Source organism: Phytobacter sp. RSE-02 (assembly GCF_040578655.1).
Classification (GTDB): Bacteria; Pseudomonadota; Gammaproteobacteria; order Enterobacterales; family Enterobacteriaceae; genus Phytobacter; species Phytobacter diazotrophicus.
The window spans coordinates 594,677-613,740 of record NZ_JBEULY010000002.1; the positions used below are offsets into that span (position 1 = coordinate 594,677).

The 19,064-nt window shown below is 55.5% G+C and carries 17 protein-coding genes; 6 read left to right on the forward strand and 11 right to left on the reverse strand.

The window, feature by feature from the left end:
- Positions 1 to 14: 14 nt before the first annotated feature.
- Genes ABU190_RS06395 through ABU190_RS06405 form a run of 3 tightly spaced genes read left to right on the forward strand, consistent with a single transcriptional unit; the run spans position 15 to position 2,559 of the window.
- Positions 15 to 1,415 carry a cytochrome ubiquinol oxidase subunit I gene (locus tag ABU190_RS06395; RefSeq protein ID WP_354690751.1) on the forward strand — a complete coding sequence of 467 codons (1,401 nt, stop codon included), beginning with the start codon at positions 15 to 17 and terminating at the stop codon, positions 1,413 to 1,415.
- A complete protein-coding gene (gene cydB, locus ABU190_RS06400; protein WP_354690752.1) occupies positions 1,415 to 2,425 on the forward strand; it encodes a cytochrome d ubiquinol oxidase subunit II in 1,011 nt (336 codons plus the stop codon). The genes ABU190_RS06395 and cydB overlap by 1 nt, the downstream gene beginning before the upstream one ends.
- On the forward strand, positions 2,425 to 2,559 hold the full coding sequence (locus ABU190_RS06405) for a DUF2474 domain-containing protein (protein ID WP_082027085.1): 135 nt from the start codon (positions 2,425 to 2,427) through the stop codon (positions 2,557 to 2,559). The genes cydB and ABU190_RS06405 overlap by 1 nt, the downstream gene beginning before the upstream one ends.
- 14 nt (positions 2,560 to 2,573) lie before the next feature.
- Here the strand turns inward: ABU190_RS06405 and ABU190_RS06410 are convergent, their stop codons facing one another.
- From ABU190_RS06410 to ABU190_RS06445, 8 genes are all read right to left on the reverse strand, one after another.
- Positions 2,574 to 3,068, reverse strand: a complete 495-nt coding sequence (locus ABU190_RS06410) for a 2-oxo-tetronate isomerase (protein ID WP_354690753.1) — start codon at positions 3,066 to 3,068, stop codon at positions 2,574 to 2,576.
- Positions 3,069 to 3,128: 60 nt separating this feature from the next.
- The gene (locus tag ABU190_RS06415) at positions 3,129 to 4,322 is read right to left on the reverse strand and encodes a zinc-dependent alcohol dehydrogenase (RefSeq protein ID WP_354690754.1); all 1,194 of its coding nucleotides are present in this window, start codon (positions 4,320 to 4,322) and stop codon (positions 3,129 to 3,131) included.
- 276 nt (positions 4,323 to 4,598) lie between these two features.
- Positions 4,599 to 5,582, reverse strand: a complete 984-nt coding sequence (locus ABU190_RS06420; protein WP_354690755.1) for a cytochrome d ubiquinol oxidase subunit II — start codon at positions 5,580 to 5,582, stop codon at positions 4,599 to 4,601.
- Positions 5,579 to 6,961, reverse strand: coding sequence for a cytochrome ubiquinol oxidase subunit I (locus tag ABU190_RS06425; protein ID WP_354690756.1), 1,383 nt, complete (start codon positions 6,959 to 6,961; stop codon positions 5,579 to 5,581). Before ABU190_RS06425 ends, ABU190_RS06420 begins: the two co-directional genes overlap by 4 nt.
- A gap of 1 nt (position 6,962) precedes the next feature.
- A complete protein-coding gene (locus tag ABU190_RS06430; protein WP_354690757.1) occupies positions 6,963 to 7,442 on the reverse strand; it encodes a DUF1641 domain-containing protein in 480 nt (159 codons plus the stop codon).
- Positions 7,442 to 10,414 (reverse strand): formate dehydrogenase subunit alpha, encoded by a 2,973-nt coding sequence (gene fdhF, locus ABU190_RS06435; protein ID WP_354690758.1) that lies wholly within the window; start codon positions 10,412 to 10,414, stop codon positions 7,442 to 7,444. The genes ABU190_RS06430 and fdhF overlap by 1 nt, the downstream gene beginning before the upstream one ends.
- A 471-nt stretch (positions 10,415 to 10,885) precedes the next feature.
- Positions 10,886 to 10,963 carry a hypothetical protein gene (locus tag ABU190_RS06440; protein ID WP_223878803.1) on the reverse strand — a complete coding sequence of 26 codons (78 nt, stop codon included), beginning with the start codon at positions 10,961 to 10,963 and terminating at the stop codon, positions 10,886 to 10,888.
- Positions 10,964 to 11,219: 256 nt separating this feature from the next.
- Positions 11,220 to 13,616, reverse strand: a complete 2,397-nt coding sequence (locus ABU190_RS06445) for a membrane-bound PQQ-dependent dehydrogenase, glucose/quinate/shikimate family (RefSeq protein ID WP_354690759.1) — start codon at positions 13,614 to 13,616, stop codon at positions 11,220 to 11,222.
- 223 nt (positions 13,617 to 13,839) lie between these two features.
- On the opposite strand from ABU190_RS06445, the gene ABU190_RS06450 reads away from it, so the two are divergent.
- From ABU190_RS06450 to ABU190_RS06460, 3 genes are all read left to right on the forward strand, one after another.
- Complete coding sequence (locus ABU190_RS06450; RefSeq protein ID WP_354690760.1) at positions 13,840 to 15,162, forward strand: cation:proton antiporter; 1,323 nt, start codon at positions 13,840 to 13,842, stop codon at positions 15,160 to 15,162.
- Between the two features lie 116 nt (positions 15,163 to 15,278).
- Positions 15,279 to 15,476 (forward strand): hypothetical protein, encoded by a 198-nt coding sequence (locus tag ABU190_RS06455; protein WP_039079301.1) that lies wholly within the window; start codon positions 15,279 to 15,281, stop codon positions 15,474 to 15,476.
- Positions 15,477 to 15,478: 2 nt separating this feature from the next.
- Entirely contained in the window at positions 15,479 to 16,249 is a 771-nt protein-coding gene (locus tag ABU190_RS06460; protein WP_354690761.1) for a hypothetical protein, read from the forward strand.
- Here the strand turns inward: ABU190_RS06460 and ABU190_RS06465 are convergent.
- The 3 genes from ABU190_RS06465 to ABU190_RS06475 all read right to left on the reverse strand — a co-directional run bounded on the left by ABU190_RS06465 (position 16,244) and on the right by ABU190_RS06475 (position 19,010).
- Positions 16,244 to 16,993: a phage antirepressor KilAC domain-containing protein gene (locus ABU190_RS06465; RefSeq protein WP_039079303.1), complete on the reverse strand. Its 750-nt coding sequence runs from the start codon at positions 16,991 to 16,993 to the stop codon at positions 16,244 to 16,246. The two genes, ABU190_RS06460 and ABU190_RS06465, sit on opposite strands and share 6 nt — an antisense overlap.
- 278 nt (positions 16,994 to 17,271) lie before the next feature.
- Complete coding sequence (locus ABU190_RS06470; RefSeq protein WP_354690762.1) at positions 17,272 to 18,162, reverse strand: oxidoreductase; 891 nt, start codon at positions 18,160 to 18,162, stop codon at positions 17,272 to 17,274.
- A gap of 20 nt (positions 18,163 to 18,182) precedes the next feature.
- Positions 18,183 to 19,010: a DMT family transporter gene (locus ABU190_RS06475; RefSeq protein ID WP_354690763.1), complete on the reverse strand. Its 828-nt coding sequence runs from the start codon at positions 19,008 to 19,010 to the stop codon at positions 18,183 to 18,185.
- Between the last annotated feature and the right edge of the window lie 54 nt (positions 19,011 to 19,064).

Here is a 19,064-nt window from a genome sequence, read left to right on the forward strand (position 1 = left end):
ATAAGGGGATCGTGATGTTTGAATTAGATGCCTTTCATCTGGCAAGAATACAATTCGCTTTTACGGTCTCTTTTCATATTCTCTTTCCGGCTATCACGATTGGGCTTGCCAGCTATCTCGTGGTGCTGGAGGGGTTATGGTTAAAGACCAAAAACCCTGACTGGCGCGCCTTGTATCATTTCTGGTTAAAAATCTTTGCGGTTAACTTTGGGATGGGGGTGGTGTCCGGTCTGGTCATGGCCTATCAGTTCGGAACCAACTGGAGCGGCTTCTCGCAATTTGCCGGGAGTATTACCGGCCCCTTGCTGACCTATGAAGTATTAACGGCCTTTTTCCTTGAGGCCGGGTTTTTAGGGGTGATGCTCTTTGGCTGGAATAAGGTAGGCCCCGGTCTGCACTTCTTCGCGACCTGTATGGTGGCGCTCGGCACGCTGATGTCCACCTTTTGGATCCTGGCCTCCAATAGCTGGATGCACACGCCACAAGGGTTTTCGATTGTAAATGGTCAGGTAGTGCCCACCGACTGGTTTAAGGTTATCTTCAATCCCTCTTTCCCTTACCGTTTACTGCATATGACGATTGCCGCCTTTTTAAGTAGCGCCCTCTTTGTCGGTGCCTCTGCGGCCTGGCACTTATTGCGTGGCAATGACACCCCCGCCATCAGAAAGATGTTATCAATGGCGATGTGGATGGCGCTGGTCGTCGCCCCTGTGCAGGCCTTTGTGGGCGATATGCATGGGCTCAACACCCTTGAGCATCAGCCGGCCAAAATAGCCGCCATTGAAGGACACTGGGAAAACCCGCCAGGCGAAGCCACTCCTTTATTACTTTTCGGCCTGCCGGATATGGAGGAAGAGCGCACACGTTACGCCGTTGCCATTCCCGCGCTGGGCAGCCTGATTCTGACTCACTCCTTGCATGACCAGGTTCCGGCGCTAAAAGACTTCCCGAAGGCTGACAGGCCAAACTCCACTATTGTTTTCTGGTCTTTCCGCCTGATGGTCGGGATGGGGCTGCTGATGATAGCGCTGGGTATTCTGTCGCTGTGGCTGCGATACCGACACCGCTTGTATACCTCAAGGCCCTTTCTGCATTTCTCGCTGTGGATGGGTCCGGCTGGTCTTGTCGCCCTGCTTGCCGGATGGGTGACAACGGAATCAGGCCGCCAGCCCTGGGTTGTCTATGGCCTCCTGCGTACGATTGACGCCGTCTCGTTACACAGTACATTGCAGATGAGCCTGAGTCTGGCGACATTTATTATCGTCTACACTTCCGTCTTCGGTGTGGGATATGGCTATATCGCACGCCTGATTAAAAAAGGCCCGCAGCCGTGGGATGAGCACCCCACCGACGGCAGGCCTGCACGCCCGCTCTCTGTGGCAGGCGAAAGCTTACAGACCGGGGAGAGAAAATAATGGGTATCGACTTATCGCTTATCTGGTTTGTCATTATTGTCTTTGCCACGCTGATGTATATCGTGATGGACGGCTTTGATCTTGGCATTGGCATTCTTTTTCCCCTGATCACGGACGAGGGGGAACGGGACATCATGGTCAATAGCGTCGCACCGGTCTGGGATGGCAATGAAACCTGGCTGGTGCTGGGTGGCGCCGGTCTGTTTGGGGCATTCCCCCTCGCCTACGCGGTGATCACCGACGCCCTGGCTATTCCCCTGACGCTGATGCTCATCGGCCTTATTTTTCGCGGCGTGGCCTTTGAGTTTCGCTTTAAAGCGACACCCCACCATAAGCCCTTTTGGGACAAAGCCTTTCTCGCAGGATCTTTACTTGCCACCTTTACGCAGGGAGTAGTCGTTGGCGCGGTGATCAATGGTTTTACCGTCACGGGTCGCACCTTTAGCGGCGGCGCGCTGGACTGGCTTACGGCATTCAACCTGTTTTGCGGTCTTGGACTGGTGATTACCTATGGCTTGCTTGGTGCAAGCTGGCTGGTGATGAAAAGCGCGGGCGCGTTGCAGCAAAAAATGCGGGTGGCCGCAAGGACATTACTTCTCGGTTTACTGCTGGCCATGGCGATTGTCAGTCTCTGGACACCGCTCACCCACGAGGCAATCGCGACGCGCTGGTTCAGCTTCCCTAACCTCTGGTTTTTTGCGCCCGTTCCGTTGCTGGTACTGATTTTAAGCGTGGGGTTATGGCGTACCTTACATAACCCGCAACACCATACCCTGCCTTTTATATTGACCCTGGGGTTAATTTTCCTGGGTTTTAGCGGACTCGGCATCAGTATATGGCCAAATATTATTCCGCCTGATATTTCGCTATGGCAGGCGGCATCACCGCCGCAAAGTCAGGGATTCATGTTGGTGGGGGCGCTACTGATTATTCCCGTCATCCTTGTCTATACCTTCTGGAGCTATTATGTGTTTCGCGGAAAAATTGAGCACGGGGAGGGTTATCATTGATGAATAGCAAACAAAGCGGCGCAGTGAAAAAAGTGATGTGGTTTATTTCACTGTGGTTTGGCAGTGTGCTGGCATTATTTATCGCCAGCACACTGATTAAATTATTGATGACGATGGCAGGTCTGCATACCTGACGAAAGAGAAGCGCTTACTGCTCATCCGTTAATAGCATTATTAAGGTGCCTAAAGAATAACTTGTCGCCTGCTTTATAACTGATTCACTGTCACCTTCAAATCGTTTTACTTTGGCAACAACAACATTGTCAGGAAGTTGCCAGGCAAACCAGACCGTCCCGGCCGGTGTGCCATCTTCACCGCCATCCGGCCCGGCATAACCGCTGACGGCCAGGCTGACATCCGCTCCGGAATGGGCGATAGCGCCGGAAACCATCTCCTTCACCGTCTGTTCACTCACCGCGGTATGGGCTGAAATTGTCTCTTCTTTGACGCCCAGCACCGTGATTTTCGCGCCATCCGTATAGGTGATAAAGCCACAGCCATAAAACGAGGGCGTATCGTCAGAAGCACAGAGCGCTGAGGCGATTAACCCACCGGTGCAGGATTCGGCCGTCGTCAATCGTAACTTCTTTTCAGTGAGCAAGCGCCCCAGTTCGTTGGCGATAGATAAAGCGGGTGTTGTCATTATTTTCCTCCTGTCATTCAACTGGCAAACGGCGGTTGCACAGGCGACCGCCGTTTGCCATCAAAGGGTTGCTTTCTCCGCGCTCAGGCCCGGCACCAGAATAACCTTACGGCACTCCTCCTGGCGCTTATCGAAGATTTCATATCCCCGCGCCGCCTCTTCAAGGGGAAGATGGTGAGTCACAATCTCTTCCGGGGAAAGATGCCCCTGGTCGATAAGTTCAAGTAAATCAGGCAGGAAAGCATGGACGTGGGTTTGCCCCATTTTGAAGGTCAGCCCTTTATCAAAGGCATCGCCAAACATAAATCCGTGGATAAATCCCGCATAGACGCCAGGGACGCTGACAATACCGCCACGGCGCACGGCTGCGATGGCTTGCCGGAGGACCTTGCCGCTACTGCCTTCAATTTTGAGGTTGCTCATGACGGTCTCGGTCAGGCTACCTTTCGCTTCAAAGCCAACCGCATCGATCACCGCATCGACACCACGGTGACCCGCCGTGTTTTCAATGATCCAGGCGGCGGGATCATCATTCTTATCGAAATTAATGGGAATGGCGCCATAGCGTTGTTGGGCATACGCCAGCCGATAATCATTGTGATCAATGATAAAAATCTGCTCGGCCCCATTCAGTCGCGCACATGCCGCCGTCAATAATCCTACCGGTCCGGCGCCATAGATGGCCACGCTTGACCCCTTTTTTATCTCCGCGTTTTTCACAGCCTGCCAGGCCGTTGGCAGGATATCGGAGAGGAAAAGCACTTTTTCATCCGGCAAATGTGCGGGGACTTTAAACGGCCCGGTGTTAGCTTTCGGGACGCGAACATACTCCGCCTGTCCGCCAGGAATACCACCATAGAGGTCACTGTAGCCAAACAGGGCCGCGGGCGGCGTAATGCTCTTACGGTTCAGTGCGGCGCCCTTCCCGCTGTTGGTGTTTTCGCAGGCGGAGTATTGCTGCAGTCGGCAAAAAAAACAGTCGCCGCAGGCAATCACAAACGGGATAACAACACGGTCCCCTTTACTGACATTTTTGACTTCCGGGCCCGCTTCAACCACTTCGCCCATAAATTCATGACCAAAAATATCACCATGATGGGTGCCCGGGATTTTACCGTGATAGAGGTGCAAATCTGAGCCGCAAATAGCCGTTGCGGTTACACGCAGGATAATATCATCCGGGGCCTCAAGACCAGGGTCGGGCATCGTATCCACTTTAACGTTATGAGGTCCATGATAGGCGAGTGCTTTCATAGGCGCGTCTCCTGATTAACGGCTTTGAATAAACAGAACGGTAAATGTCAGGTATTAATCTGAATTATCTGCCGCCTTTTATTAAGGCTGCATCGATTACGCTCCATCTTATTTACCCATTAAGAATATAAAGGATAGAACAAAAATTAAGTTTCCATTCATTGTTCCTCTCCGTAGACAATAAAATAAAAACAACAAGCGCAGCGGAATATATTTTGAAATAATCAGCCTATTTATTCATCATGGCGAAAATGTCTGTTCTTTATTGGCGGGCAGCTAATGTAGCTTGCCGCTAAATACGCGAAAGACCCAGGTGTTATAGGCTAAGGTTATCGGTGCCAGCAGGCCAAAGCAGAGGAGAAGAAACTGTTGCGTCTTCACCGGTGCCGCCGCCTGTTGAATCAGGAGATTCACGGGCACAATAAAAGGGAACAACGTAAAGGCCAGCGCCGCGAACGCACAACTGACCAGTATCTGAATGGCCGCCATCGGCAAGAACGTATAGTGCCCTGAAAGACCAATCCACAGCACCGCAAGCCCGGCAGCCGCAATGGTTAACAGCGGCCCCCACAGCCAGGGGTTCAGAAGATGCTGCCGCCAGGTCTCATGAAGAAAAAAGGTCCAGACCAGTAACCCGGTCACAAGAACCAGCGTCAGGGCGCTAAGCCAGGGAATAGCGCGCCTTGCCCGGTATTCCAGACTGCCCGTACAACGCCAGTTCAGCCATCCCGCCCCCATCAGGCAGTAGCCCGTAATCAGGGCAATGCTGCAAAAGAGGGGGAAAGGGCTCAGCCATTCCCACCCCGTCCCGGTAAACTGTTGACCGTCGTTGGGGATCCCCATAATCAGACTGCCAACGATGACGCCCTGAGAGAGACTTGCCAGTAATGAACCGCCCACCAGCATCGTGTCGAAGAGGCGTGGCGCATAGTGCCGGTATTCAATGGCCATGCCGCGCGCCACAAGCGCCAGCAGCATCATAAAGACCGGCACATAGAGCGCGCTAAGAATAATCGCATAGGCCAGCGGAAACAGCCCCAGCAGGCCCCCTGCCGCCAGCACCAGCCAGGTTTCATTACCATCCCATACGGGCAATAAGGAGAGGTTAAGCTGATGGCGGGCGTCGGCATCGCGCTGGAATGCGCATAACATGCCCGTACCTAAATCGGCGCCATCGAGTAAAACATAGACCCACAGGCTCCCCGCCAGCGCCGCAGCGGAGAGGGTCTGTAACCAGGGAAGCCCCAGAAGTTCACTCATTCTGCGCCCCCCTGCCCTGTACGCCTGGCAACATCCGGCATTGCCCCTTCTTCGTCCCGTTGCGGCGGGCGTGACAAAATGCGCAGCAAAAACCACAGCCCAAGCCCAAATAGCGCGAGATAGACCGTCACAATACATACCAGAGAACCCAGCACCAGCGATGGCGATACGGGCGAGGCGCTCTCAGCCGTGCGCAGCAGACCGTACACAGTCCACGGCTGTCGCCCGGCTTCGGTCACCACCCACCCGGCCAGCATGGCGACAAACCCCGCCGGGGCCATCAGCACCATCAGGCGAAGCAGCCAGCGAGCATGAAACAGACGGCGGCGCAGGCGCACCACCAGGCCGGCAACCCCGGCAAAGGTCATCAGCAGCCCCAACCCAACCATCACCCGAAACGACCAGAAGACCAGAGGAACCCAGGGCAACGTATCCTGGGGGTACTGATTGAGGCTATGAATTGTTCCCTGCAAATTGTGGCGCAGGTACAGGGAACCCACATCCGGTATCGCCACCTCATAGTGGTTGCGGCGGGCCGCCATATCCGGTATGGCAAACAGGCGCATCGGTTCGCCCTCGCCCGGCGGCGGCGGGTTCCAGTTGCCTTCGATAGCCGCCAGCTTCACCGGCTGGTGATCGCGCGTGTTTTCACTGTGCAGATCGCCCAATACGATTTGCAGGGGGGCCATTACGACCAGCATCCACATGGCGAGAGAAAACATATGGCGTGCTGCCGGATGGCGTGCATCGCGCAGCAAATGCCACGCACCGCAGGCCGCCACCAGGCAGGCGGTGCCGAGCATGGCGGCCGCGACCATATGCGCCATCCGCCACGGAAACGAAGGGTTGATGATAGCCGCCCACCAGTCGACAGGCTCAAAACGCCCCTCTGCACCTATCGCAAAACCATCCGGTGTCTGCATCCATGAATTTGCCGCGAGGATCCAGAAGGCGCTGAAAAACGATCCCAGCGCCACAATAGAGGTCGCCATAAAGTGGACCCACGGGCGTACCTTGCCCATCCCGAATAGCATAACCCCCATAAATCCGGCCTCAAGGAAAAAGGCCACCAGCACTTCCATATAGAGCATCGGGCCCAGCACGGCCCCCGTGCGGCTGGCAAGCCCGCTCCAGTTGGTGCCGAAGGAAAACTCCATCACCACACCCGTCACCACGCCAACCGCCACATTCAGGGCAAATATTTTGCTCCAGTAGCGCCACAGGCTCAGCCAGACCTGCTGCTTTCGCCAGAGCCACAGGCCTTCAAGTACCATCAAAAATTGCGCCAGCCCAAGGGTAAAGGCGGCCAGCACAATATGAAAACCGATGGTAAACGCAAACTGACCACGTGCCAGCAGCAGTGCGGTTTCCGGGCTCATGCTAGGCGTCGCTGGGTTTGCCGGTATATGAAGAGATGGGCTTATCGACCTGCTCCTCCATCCGGCGGGAAAAGGCCTTAAGCCCGTTAAGAACAGGCTGCAACGAGCGCCACAGGTCGTCATCCTGCAACATTTTCCAGACCCCCTGTACGCCGGGCGCCTTTTGCTCCCGGGTCTGTTCAGGCTGGCTCAGCGCATCCGCCATATCCCGCAGGCCAAAAGCCAGTTTATAGACCCGATCCGGCGGTAGAGAGGAGAGCGCCAGAACAATGACCGACACATTCTGGATAACATTGAGTGTGCCTTCCCGTTGCAGCCCCTTCACCAGAACCTGCGCGACCTCGTTATTCGCTGCCACCAGATCGTTGACTAAACGCAATACACCATGCTGGTGCAGGGTCTCCAGCAGACGTTCCAGTTCGTCGCGGGCGTCCGGCCCGATTTTTGCCGGTTCCGGCTGATACTCTATCGATTTCGCCATCAGAATCTCTCCGGATGTGGTTCATGCGCCGGTGGCTCGTCATAATCATCACGACGCCATTTCTCCTCCACGGGCACTTTGTTAATGGGGGTGCGTTTACCGTGGCGGAAATTATGTGCGGGTAAGGGGCCAGGGTGTGCAGACCGTTGCAGCGGCTGCAACTGAACGGCGATTTCTTTATAGGCAGGCGTATTCACCGCCGGATCGTGATGTTCGCCGGTCAGTTGATTAATCCCCGGCTTGCCCTGATGGATAGAGATGAAAAGCACGTTACCCTGCACCCGATCCGTCACGACAATCGGGACATCAAGCGTTCCCCTGCGCGAGCTCAGCCTCACCCAGTCGCCGTCATTCAGGCTGCGTCCTGCCGCCAGTTCGGGGCTCACCTCCACATACCATTCCGGCGAGAGGCTGATCGTCCGCCCTCCTCTGCCGCTCTGGTTGGTCGACTGGAAGTGTTCAAGCATGCGGCCATTGTTCAGGATAAGGTCAAATTCAGCGTCAACCTCTTCCGCAGGCGGCTGCCAGCTCAGGGGATAAAGACGGGCACGTCCGTCGGGGAATTTAAAGCGCTCGGTGTAAAGTAATAGCGTACTGACGCCCTCAGGGCTCACCGGCCAAATCTGTGATTTCCAGCCTTCCAGACGCGCGTAGCTGACCCCGGCAAAACTTTCGGCAATCTTTGCCACTTCGTCCATGATCTGCCCCGGATGGGTATAACCCCAGCCATACCCCATTTTCGCGGCCAGTTGCGTGAGGATAAGCCAGTCCGGTCGGCTGTCGCCGAGCGGCGGCATCACCGGATAAAACCGCTGGATGCGTCGCTCGGTATTGACGTAGGTGCCCTCTTTTTCCACGCTCGGGCACCCCGGCAATACCACATCGGCAAACTGCGCCGTGCGGCTGAGAAAGAGATCCTGCACCACCAGGAAATCGAGCTCCGTAAAGCCCTGATGCACATTGGTTGTGTCCGCGTCAGAAAAGGCGGTCTCCTCACCGATAACATACATCGCGCGAAGTTGATCGCTGGCCGCCAGCTTGACCATCATAAAATTGTCCTCACCCACGTCGAGTGAGAGTTTTTCTGGTGCCACGCCCCATGCCCGCGCCCACTTCTCGCGCACCTGCGGGTCGCTGACCGATTCGTACCCCGGATAGAAATTTTTCAGGCAGCCGAAATCACTGGCCCCCTGTACGTTGTTGTGACCACGCATGGGGTAGCCCCCCGTTCCGGGGCGGGCATAGTTACCGGTCACCAGCAGCAGGTTGGACAACGCCGTACTGGTATCGGCGCCATGACTGTGTTGCGTTATCCCCATCGCCCACAGGATGCACATGCTTCCCGCCTGGCCGATCAGTTCCGCCGCTTCGCGCAGCGTGTTTTCCTGGATACCGGTCATTTGCGCGGCATAGTCCAGGGTAAACGGGGCCAGCGAATGGCGATACGCTTCCACGTCATTCACGCGTGCGGCAAGAAACGCCTCGTCGGCATAACCATGGTCAAACATGTAGCGTGACATCGCGGATGCCCATACCAGGTCGGTGCCAGGGTGGATACGCAAATGCAGATCGGCGCGTTCTGCCATCTCATGACGGCGCGGATCGACAACCAGCAATTTTTGACCACGGTGTTTGCGGGCGGATTTCAGTTTCGAGGCAATAACCGGGTGGTTCTCTGCCGTGTTGCTGCCCACAATCACAATCAGTTCCGCCTGTTCCAGGTCGTGTATCGTGCCTGCATCGCCGCCATAACCTACCGTGCGAAAAAGCCCCTCGGTCGCCGGGTTCTGGCAATAGCGCGATGAGTTGTCGACACTGTTCGTGCCGATGATCAGTCGCGCGATTTTTTGCGTCAGGTAAGCCTCTTCATTGCTGCCTTTACTGGAGCCTATAAAGCCAATGCTGTCCGCCCCTGTTTCATCACGGATAGCCAGCAGGCGTTGCGCGACGAGGGTGAGCGCCTCCTCCCAACTTGCCGGGCGAAAACGGTCATTTTCGCGGATAAGCGGCGTGGTCAGGCGTTCCGGGCTATTGATGAAATCCCACGCGAACTTGCCCTTCACACAGGTCGAAATGCCATTCACCGGCGCATCAACCACCGGCTGCACTTTAAGGAGATGCCGGTCGCGGGTCCACATTTCGAAACTGCACCCCACGCCGCAGTAAGTACAGACCGTCTTGGTGCGTTTGATCTCCGGCTGTCGCAGATGGGTATCAATAACTGAAATGCCGGAAATAATTTCTGCCCCGGTGGCATTCTCCAGCGTTTTGATAACATCAATCAGCGGACGTTTCAGGGACTGGCGCATTGAGGTGAACGGACCGGCATCGGGCTGCATGGTTTTTTCGAGCAGCGCGTTACACGGGCAGACCGTGACGCAGTGACCGCAACTGACACAGCTTGAGCCCGCGATGCGGTTACCGCCGTCCCATAACACGCGTGGATGTTCCATCGTGTAATCGATGCTCAGCGTCTCGTTGACTTCAACGTTCTGGCAGGCCTCCACGCAGCGCCCGCACAGGATGCATTGATCGGGGTCGTAGGTGTAAAACGGATTGGATTCGTCTTTCACATAAGGCTTGCGCTCGAAAGGGTAACGCTGGATAGGGATATGCATGTCCACCATGGTGTTATGCAGCGTACAGTCACCGGTATTGTGTTCGCAGACGGTGCAATAGAGTTCATGCTTTGCCAGCAGGCGATCCATTCCCTCCTCTCTGGCGGCACGCGCGTGTTGGTCGGCGCTATTGATGACCATCCCGTCCTGGCTGCGCAACGTACAGCCTCTGACCAGCGTCCCCTCCTGTTCAACCCAGCAAACATCGCAGGTTTGCAGCGGCTCCAGCGCCTGGTGATAGCAGACGTGGGGCAAGGTGATATGGCAGGCATCAAGAAAATCGATAAGCGGCATGTCCGCCGGGCCGACAAGGGCCTTGCCGTCGTAAATGACGGTACATTTTTGCAGGCTCATTTTGCTTCCTCAGACCAGTCATGTACGCGCACTCCCGTTTTGGTAAAATGCGTTACGTCTTATCCTGATGAATAACGCGCCTCACTAAAGCCATGGGTGGCGTATCTGTTATGGCAGTTAAAAAGAGTCTTTGCTAAACCGAGTGGCAAAGCCGGGAATATTCCGTCTGTCTGTTTGTTGTGAAAAAATCGTAGTGAAAAAAACATTGTCGCTCTAAAAAAGAGTATGACCAAACGTTACAAAACGAAGCGGTAAAATTGCCCCGGAGCAATACAGAAAATGGCTTACGGTAATGGCATCAATATGCCGTTTATTTTCCCGCGCAAATGTATCTGATTATAGATGCCCGAATCAGCTAAATGGCGCAGACAGGCTCACCCTCAGAAAAACGTAAGACGCCCGCTCACGACAAAGTCACAACTCATTGACTATAAAATATAAAAGGCCACACAGCGTGGCCTTTAGACTCTTCTATTTTTTATCCGGATCAGGTTTTTTATCACCAGACTCTGGTGCTTCACGAGGATCATCTTTCTCAATATACAGCATAAAAACCGCCTCCTGTTTTCAATAAGAGATTAACTATAGACGGTCTCACGGAAAATAAGCCAGGCGGCAAGCGCCATGTTAAATCCTAAATACCGTTACGCTTATTGAAGTATTACATGAAGACTCTGTGAAAATAATACCAGCAGAAAAGAGAGTTACATCGATAGTTCCCCCTTTTCTGGCCCGATAAAAAAGACCTGCCGAATAAGCAGGTCTGAGAATTAAAATAAAGGATGACGGCCTGATAAACGCTTACTCAGGGTAAGGCATACGCCATTAACGCGTCTGCGGAGCGGGTTCCCAGCCCCCCATGCCCACCGGCAGCGATAACCACATACTGTTTGCCGTCATCGCCCTGATAGGTCATTGGCGTTGCCTGTCCTCCTGCCGGAAGCCGTGCGCGCCAGAGTTCTTTGCCGCTGGCCTCGTCAAACGCGCGCAGGTAATCATCCGCTGTGGCGCCGGTAAAAATCAGCCCACTTTGGGTGATGACATTTCCCCCCATCATGAAAATCCCGGTCGGCAGGGGCAGATTGGTATGGGTGCCGAAAATGTTCATATCGCGGGTGGTTCCCGCCGGACGCTCCCAGATAATCTTTTTGCTCACCAGGTCGATGGCGTAGATTTTCCCCCACGGCGGCGCGTTGCACGGGGCATCCAGTGCGCCCAGCCAGGGTTTAACGATGGCCGCCCAGGGGGTGCCATATTGCGGCCCGACGGAAAACTCTTTCGGTTTGGGATAGGGTTTTCCACTTCCCCAACCGGCCCATTTCTGCATTAATCCCTGCTTAATCGCCTCTTCACTCTTCATTACCTGCATGGTGAACGGGATATAGCTGGTATTGGCAATCAGCACATGATGGCGCGGATCGACAGAGGCGCCGTACCAGTCAATCACGCCGTCAAAGGCCGGATAGGCAATGGACGTGCCTTGTGCAGGCGGCGTGAATTTACCCTGATAGCGGTAACGGTGGAACTGGATGCGACACCAGAGCTGATCAAACGGGGTGGCACCCCACATATCGGTTTCGCGCAAATCAGCCGGAGAGAGATCCGGCATCCCCACGGAGTCAGGTTGTGTTGCCGATAAACGCTCGCCGGGCAGCGAGGGATGCTGTGGAACGGGCTTTTCGTTAACCTGCGCCAGCGGTGTGCCCGTTCGTCGGTCGAGCAAGAACAACTGTCCCATTTTGGTGGTCTGCACCAATGCGGGTACCGTTTCACCACCCTCAGCGGGCAGGTCAATTAACGTTGGGCCAATGGGCACATCATAATCCCAGACATCATGATGTACCGTCTGGTAGTGCCAGCGCTCCTCCCCGCTGCGGATATCCAGCGCCACAATGGCGCTGGAGTAACGGTCATCAAAGGGGCGTCGACCCGCACCATAATAATCGGGCGTGGCATTGCCCAACGGAATATAAATCAACCCCAGTTGAGCATCCGCGGTATAGGTTCCCCAACCGTTCGGCGTCCCGCGCGTATAGTTCTCACCGGGGTTAAGCGGCGCGGTGGGCGGATTACGCCCCATATCCCAGGCCCAGGCCAGTTCACCGCTGTTGACATCATAGGCCCGGACAACGCCGGAGGGCTCGCCGGTAGACTGGTTATCGTATATCCAGCCCCCCAGCACAATGCGTCCATCCATCACCATCGGCTGTGAGGTGATGAAATGGAAACCGGGCGGCACATCGCCCAGATGATCGGTCAGGCTGACAAAGCCATTCTTACCGAAGTTTGCACAGGGCTTACCCGTCTGTGCGTTGAGCGCCACCATACGGGCATCCGCCGTGGTCGTGATAATTTTTTGCGGGCAAACTGTATCATCGGTATTTTCGCTCCATGCCACACCGCGGCAGGCCAGATACTCATTGGCCGAGGTATCGTTCTGCGGGTCGAACCGCCACAGCATCTTACCCGTCGTGGCATTAAGCGCGATCACCTGGCGATGGGGCGTACAGATATAGAGCGCATTACCCACCTTGATGGGCGTCACTTCAAGGTTAAATTCACGCCCGGCTTTGTCTTCCCCCTTTTGCATGACATCGCCAGAGTCAAAGCGCCACGCCAGTTTCAGTTGCGCGACATTCGCAGGCGTGATCTGCGCCAGCGGTGAATATCGCTGCCCCTCAGCAGTGCGCCCGTAATATTTCCAGTCCTTTTCGCCGTCTGTCAGGGCGGTTGTTTTCTCCGCCGGAAATGGCTGATGATGAACAAAACGCGCATCCGAAATCTGCCAGCCGCTCCAGAAAATGCCGATAATCGCGACCACATACACCAGGGCGATGGCGCTGCCATTTCGTCTGGCTGGCGCAGAGAGCGTCAGAGGGCGAACCACCCAGGGCATGCTTACCCACGCGCCCAAAACCGCAGGCAGCAGTAAACGAGGCATCAGTTGCCAGCCATCCAGGCCGACTTCCCATAAAGACCAGATGACGCACAGGACAAAGGTGAAAAGATAAATCCAGACCCCGGCCAGACGCTTTCGCCACAACAACACGCCGCTGAACAGGAAGCCGCAGCCAAAAAGCAGATATCCGGGCGAACCGCCAATAAAGGCCAGCCAGCCGCCGGGCAGCAAAAATGCGAGTCCGAAAAGGGTCACCAGAACACCGGTGACGCGCGCCCATAAAGGCGATGTAGTCTGTGACACAGCCCACCTCTTTTGTAAATTCGCGTCAATAAAGCTTAGGAAATTTCACATAAGGCGTATTTAAAACCAGAATTAGGAGTATCCAGGTCATACAATCCCTTTACTTTCAAAAAGATGAAGTCATTGCTTGTTCTTTGTACGCACTGTCCGCCCTGGAAGAACGCCCGGTTAAGGGCTATACCCTTTCGATGAGCAGACGCTGTGCTGAGGATTGAGGAGGTGTATGGGATATCTGGCGTGGACCGCAGCAACCGGTGGTTTATTACTTTTGATGTCGTTGTCCTATGGGTGGATTAGCCGCGTACCGGTCCCCGTCTTTGGGCTGTATCTTATCGTCGGTATCGGCTGTGGCCCCTGGGGTCTTGGCCTGATTAATCTTGATATCGTCCAACACGCCTCCTTAACCAGCCGAATAACCGAGATTGCGATGGCGGCCTCGTTGTTTATTACCGGCCTTAAAATTCGCCTGCCGCTCAGCTCCCCGTACTGGAAAATGGGCTGGATGCTGGCCCTGCCCGGTATGCTGTTAACTATCGCAGGCATCATGGTCGCGGCACATTTTCTGGCAGATCTCTCCTGGCCCCTCTCGCTGGCGTTAGCCGCTATCCTGGCCCCCACCGACCCCGTGCTGGCAAGTCTGGTGGCAATCAACGACGCCCGCGATGGCGACCGGCTGCGCATCGCGTTATCCAGCGAGGCCGGTCTGAACGACGGTACCGCCCTGCCGTTTCTGATGCTGGCGGTGGTCTGGTATAAAGCAGGCGGTACGATCGGTGCCGATGAATGGCTACGCTGGGTGAGTGTCGATCTGGTCTGGGCGCTGATTGGCGGGTTAGCGATCGGTTTTCTTCTTGGCAGAGTCATTGGCCTTGCAGCCACCCATTCCCGCCATGCGCAAGGGGAAGTCGCCCCCAGCGATTTCATCGCGCTTTCCCTTATCTGTCTGAGCTTCTCGCTGGCCATGTCGGTGAGTGCGTCCGGTTTTTTGGCGGCGTTTGCCGCAGGTGTTGGCTTGCGTAGTGCGGAAGTGAGCGTGCAGAAACGCCATTCTGAGGAAGACGACCATGATTTACCTGCGGAAATGCAGGTGAATCCCCATACCCGACATGCGCTGGAAGAGCGCAACCCAATAAAGCAAGTCGGTCTCGTCATCGGCGATGCGTTGTCTTTTGGCGATACGGTGGAGCGTTTGCTGGCCGCCACGCTGGTCATCGTTCTGGGGGTGACCTTCGCATTACACTGGGACGCCACTGCCCTGATGCTGGCATTGATTATCTTTGTGGTCGTCCGGCCACTGGCGGTATTCATCCTGACATGGCGCGCAAACGAATCGCTGTTTCATCGCATAAGCCTCGGGTGGCTCGGTATCCGGGGCATCGGTAGTCTGAACTATATCGCTTATGCCTGGGTTCATGGCCTGGCGGGAAGCGAGGCAAACAGGATGACGGATATTGCCATTACGGTTGTTACCCTCAGCGTATTTATCCATGGCATATCGGTGACGCCTTTATTGGCGCTGCGCCGCAAACGTGAAGAAGACCAGTAAAGCGGTATTTTCGCCGGGTAGCGATAATCTGGATTTTCTTCTCATCCTCTTCTTCACGCCTGCTGCAACCAGAAGAGTTTTCACTTGCCTCTATACTTAGTGCCGGAGGTCTTTTGATGAGAACGTTTTTTAAATCTTTATTTGCCAGCCCGGACGCCTTATTGCAGGTGATGAGCCACAGTGAAATTCAGGACGCCATTGAGGATGGCGAGCGGATCGTTGTTGACGCAGATGGTAACACGTCGGTGAATATCCACTGCCAGAAGGTGCAGGATGATTTCAAACGGCATGTCGATGCGTTAAAGAGGGCTTAGGGATGGGCACAGCGATTTTTATGGTTTTGATGGTCTGTGGTTACTGGTACAGCTCGCATGACCTCTCCACCCGTTTCAAATTCAAACGTAGCTTTGGCTGGGATGTCTATTTCCTTGTCGCCTTGTATGGCTGCGTGTTCGTTTTGCAGGGCATGCTGGCCACCGCCGTTTTATGGCTGGCGCTGTTGACAGGCTCACTCGTCACCAATGCGTTACCCGGCATTTTTGGCCCGGAATATCACCACTGGCATATGACGTTTATGAACTGGACCTTTTTAGGCATCCAGGCACCGGTAGTCATTATGCTGGCCTTCGCCGTCGTTTTTTGTTTGTGGCGTTCTAACTGGTCGCCAACCGCCCGCCTTGATACCAGCGGGCGCAGGGAGTTGTATAAGCATTTGTCCCGCGCCAACGGCGTTGAGGGGCTGGTTTATCAGTGTATGGAGAAAGGCGATCTCGCCTGGATAACCCTGACGTCGCAGCGCATCTATATTGGCATGATCCATACCGCCACCTTCGATAGCGCGGATGCCAATAACATTGTGCTGATCCCGATGCTGAGCGGTTATCGTGACCGCGAAACCCTGGACCTGCACGTTGAGCACAACTACAGCGCATGGTACGACGCCCATGATATCGACGTGCGCACGGCGGTAGATTTCCGCAAAGTCCTGCTTCTGTCGCAGGTGGAAAGCTTATCGCTATTCCACCCGGCGCAGGTAATGGCGATGGGCATTCACAAAAGCACGGACACCCCAGCGCAGCACTTATAGCCAGTTGCGGCCTGGCGCGCTGGGTTCAGTACGTTCAGGCGGGCGCAGATCTATCTGACGTGAGGCAAGATGCCCGGCCCACAGCCCGGCAATCCACTTCACGCCCCGCGCGGTGAAGCGCGCCTGTGACCAGGTGCGCTGGTTTTCACCGACGCCATCGTGCACCGTAAAATAGCCCGCCTGGCTATACTGCTTCGCTGGCAGTAACGTCCCGCTGACGCGCTGCATGATATTGCGCTCCAGCAAAAACTGACGAAACTCGGGCTCTTTTGCCTTGAGCATTTTACAAAGCTGGCGGAAACCCAGCGACTCATCGACGTTGACGAACCAGTCAAAAAACTCAGCCTTTGGCAGTGTCAGCGCGAGCTGCGCTTCTGCCTGCTGACGCTTTTCATACTGTTCGGCCCAGGCGTGAGCCGCCGCCGCAGGGTTGGTGAAGTCCGGCAGATTCATGGTTTGCTCGCGCTCTTGCCATTTGTCCAGGATATCGGCGGTAAAACCGGGTGAGATACGCGCCACGGTCAACACGGAATCCCGCTTGTTAAGCAGGAACTCCTGACGCATCTCCCCTTCCCGTTCATAGAGCTGCATCTGTACCGGTTGCGACAAACGCTGCGTTGTCTCGAGGCTTTTGACCATGCGTTTGACTTCGTTGTGGGCTATCCCTGTCAGCTTTGCGATTTCACGGCTGCTCATCCTCGGCGACCGATCGTTCAAATTGAGAGTGTCCAAAGGAATCACCATAGCGTTCACCACTTATGCTAAAAAACAACCAACTTGCAGAATTAGTATACAATTACCTGGTTAAATATCCAGTATAATTTTAAAGGAAAAGGATAGTTTTTGGGGAAGGCGATAACGTCTGTCTGTGCAGGTTAGTTCTGCTGCCCTTGCGGGTCGCAGCAGCGGGATGGATTATGCGCCGTTTAGCTCACGCTGATGACGCGCGGCCAGGCCGTCTTCGGGGAAGACGGCTTAAAAGAGGCGGCGCTTGCAGAGGTCAATCATCAATCCGGCGCGGATCAGCCCGGCCCTTCGCTGCCCGCCGCCAGCAGAGGGACCAGCACATCGCTGATGGGAACGGGAATACCGTGAAGGTGACCATAACGTTGTATGACGCCGTTGCGAATATCCCACTCCATTGGTCGGTTAGCCTGACGGTCAGCAAGAATCGAGGTTCCTAAATCGGCTGGCGCGCGTTTAAAACCCGCCAGAATCTCCTGCGCGACCGCGTCGCCCAGCTCCGCACCCTCCGCCCTGGCAACGGACAGGCACTCGCGCAAATACGCCAGCGTCAGTTCACTGATATCTTCGCGGGAGAACATTCCGGCGCGGCGATTGGCAAGGACCATCAAACCGGCCGCCGCATTTTGCAACAATTTACGCCAGGCGACAGAGGGAAAATCTGCCGACAGCTCAACCGCGCAGCGCGTCCCCTGCAAGGCCTCCACGACCCGGTTTGCCTGTGGGACATCCGGCAGCGTCAGTCGCGGGCTCGCACGCAGCCAGACGGAGGCATCCGCTTCACGCTGCGCCGGGAACCAGACCACTGAGGGCAGTACCGTTGCGCCATTGACCCAGGGGGCAAGCTGGTTTTTTTGTTCCACGCCGTTTTGCAGCGCACAGACCACCGTATTTTCATCACACAACGCGCTCAGCCAGCCAGCGCTGTCAGCGTTCTGGGTTGTTTTTACCGCCACAAAAACCAGATCGCAGGGATGATCGATCTTCGTCGGATCGGTCAATACCGGCCCCGGCACCACAATTTCACCCTCATCGTGACGCAACACTAACTTCGGATGCGCAGTACGTCCGCAAAGTCGCGGCGCGCGGCCTGCTTCATGCAACACGGCAGCAATGGTTGTGCCGATTGCACCGGGGCCAATTAGCGCGATGGACGGATTTTCTGACATCGTTGATTCTCCTGATTCACTTAGCCCATGATCAGTGTGCCGGTGACAATCACCACGCACGCCAGTAGTTTTCTAAACGTCAACGCTTCGCCGAAAAACAGGTAACCGAGCACCGCCACAAACAGCACGCTGGTTTCACGCAGCGCGGAAACGGCGCCCATCGGTGAGGCGTCCATGGCGAAAATAATGATGCCGTAAGCCAGCAGAGATACCAGCCCGCCTGCCGCCGCACTCAGCAAGCCTGGCTGCCAGCGAAGCAAACTTTTGCTATCACGCAGGATGATATAAAGCACCGGCATCAGCAGCCCCCAGAGCATGCTCATCCACACGGTATAAGAGAGCGCATTGCCGGAAAGCCGTACCCCCATACCATCAGCCACGCTGTAGGCGGCGATAAAAACCCCGGTCGCCAGGGCCTGTTTCACCCCCGGCATTGCCAGCCGACGCTGTCTGAATGCCAGCATCAGGATCCCGGACGAAACGAGTACGATGCCGCAAAGAGTATGAAAGGCGATTTTTTCACCGGCGAACAGCGCCGCCGCGCAGGTGATCAGCAGCGGCGAAGAGCCTCGTGCAACCGGGTAGGTTTGGCTTAGCTCGCCACGCTGATAACTGCGTACCAGACACCAGTTATAGCCCACATGCAGCAGCGCGGACAGCAGCGCATATGTCCAGCTTGCGCGAGCGGGTAGCGGCAGAAACAGGGCAGCGGCTGCGCTTGCCAGCGCAATGGCAACGCACATGATGGTCATCGACCATAGCCTGTCTGCGCCCCCGTGTAAGAGCGCATTCCAGGTGGCATGCAGCAAGGCTGCAAATAGCGTCAGCGAAATTATCGTTACAGACATGCATTGATGCTAAACAGCCCTGAACACGATGAACAGTGAAGTGTTGTCATCCCG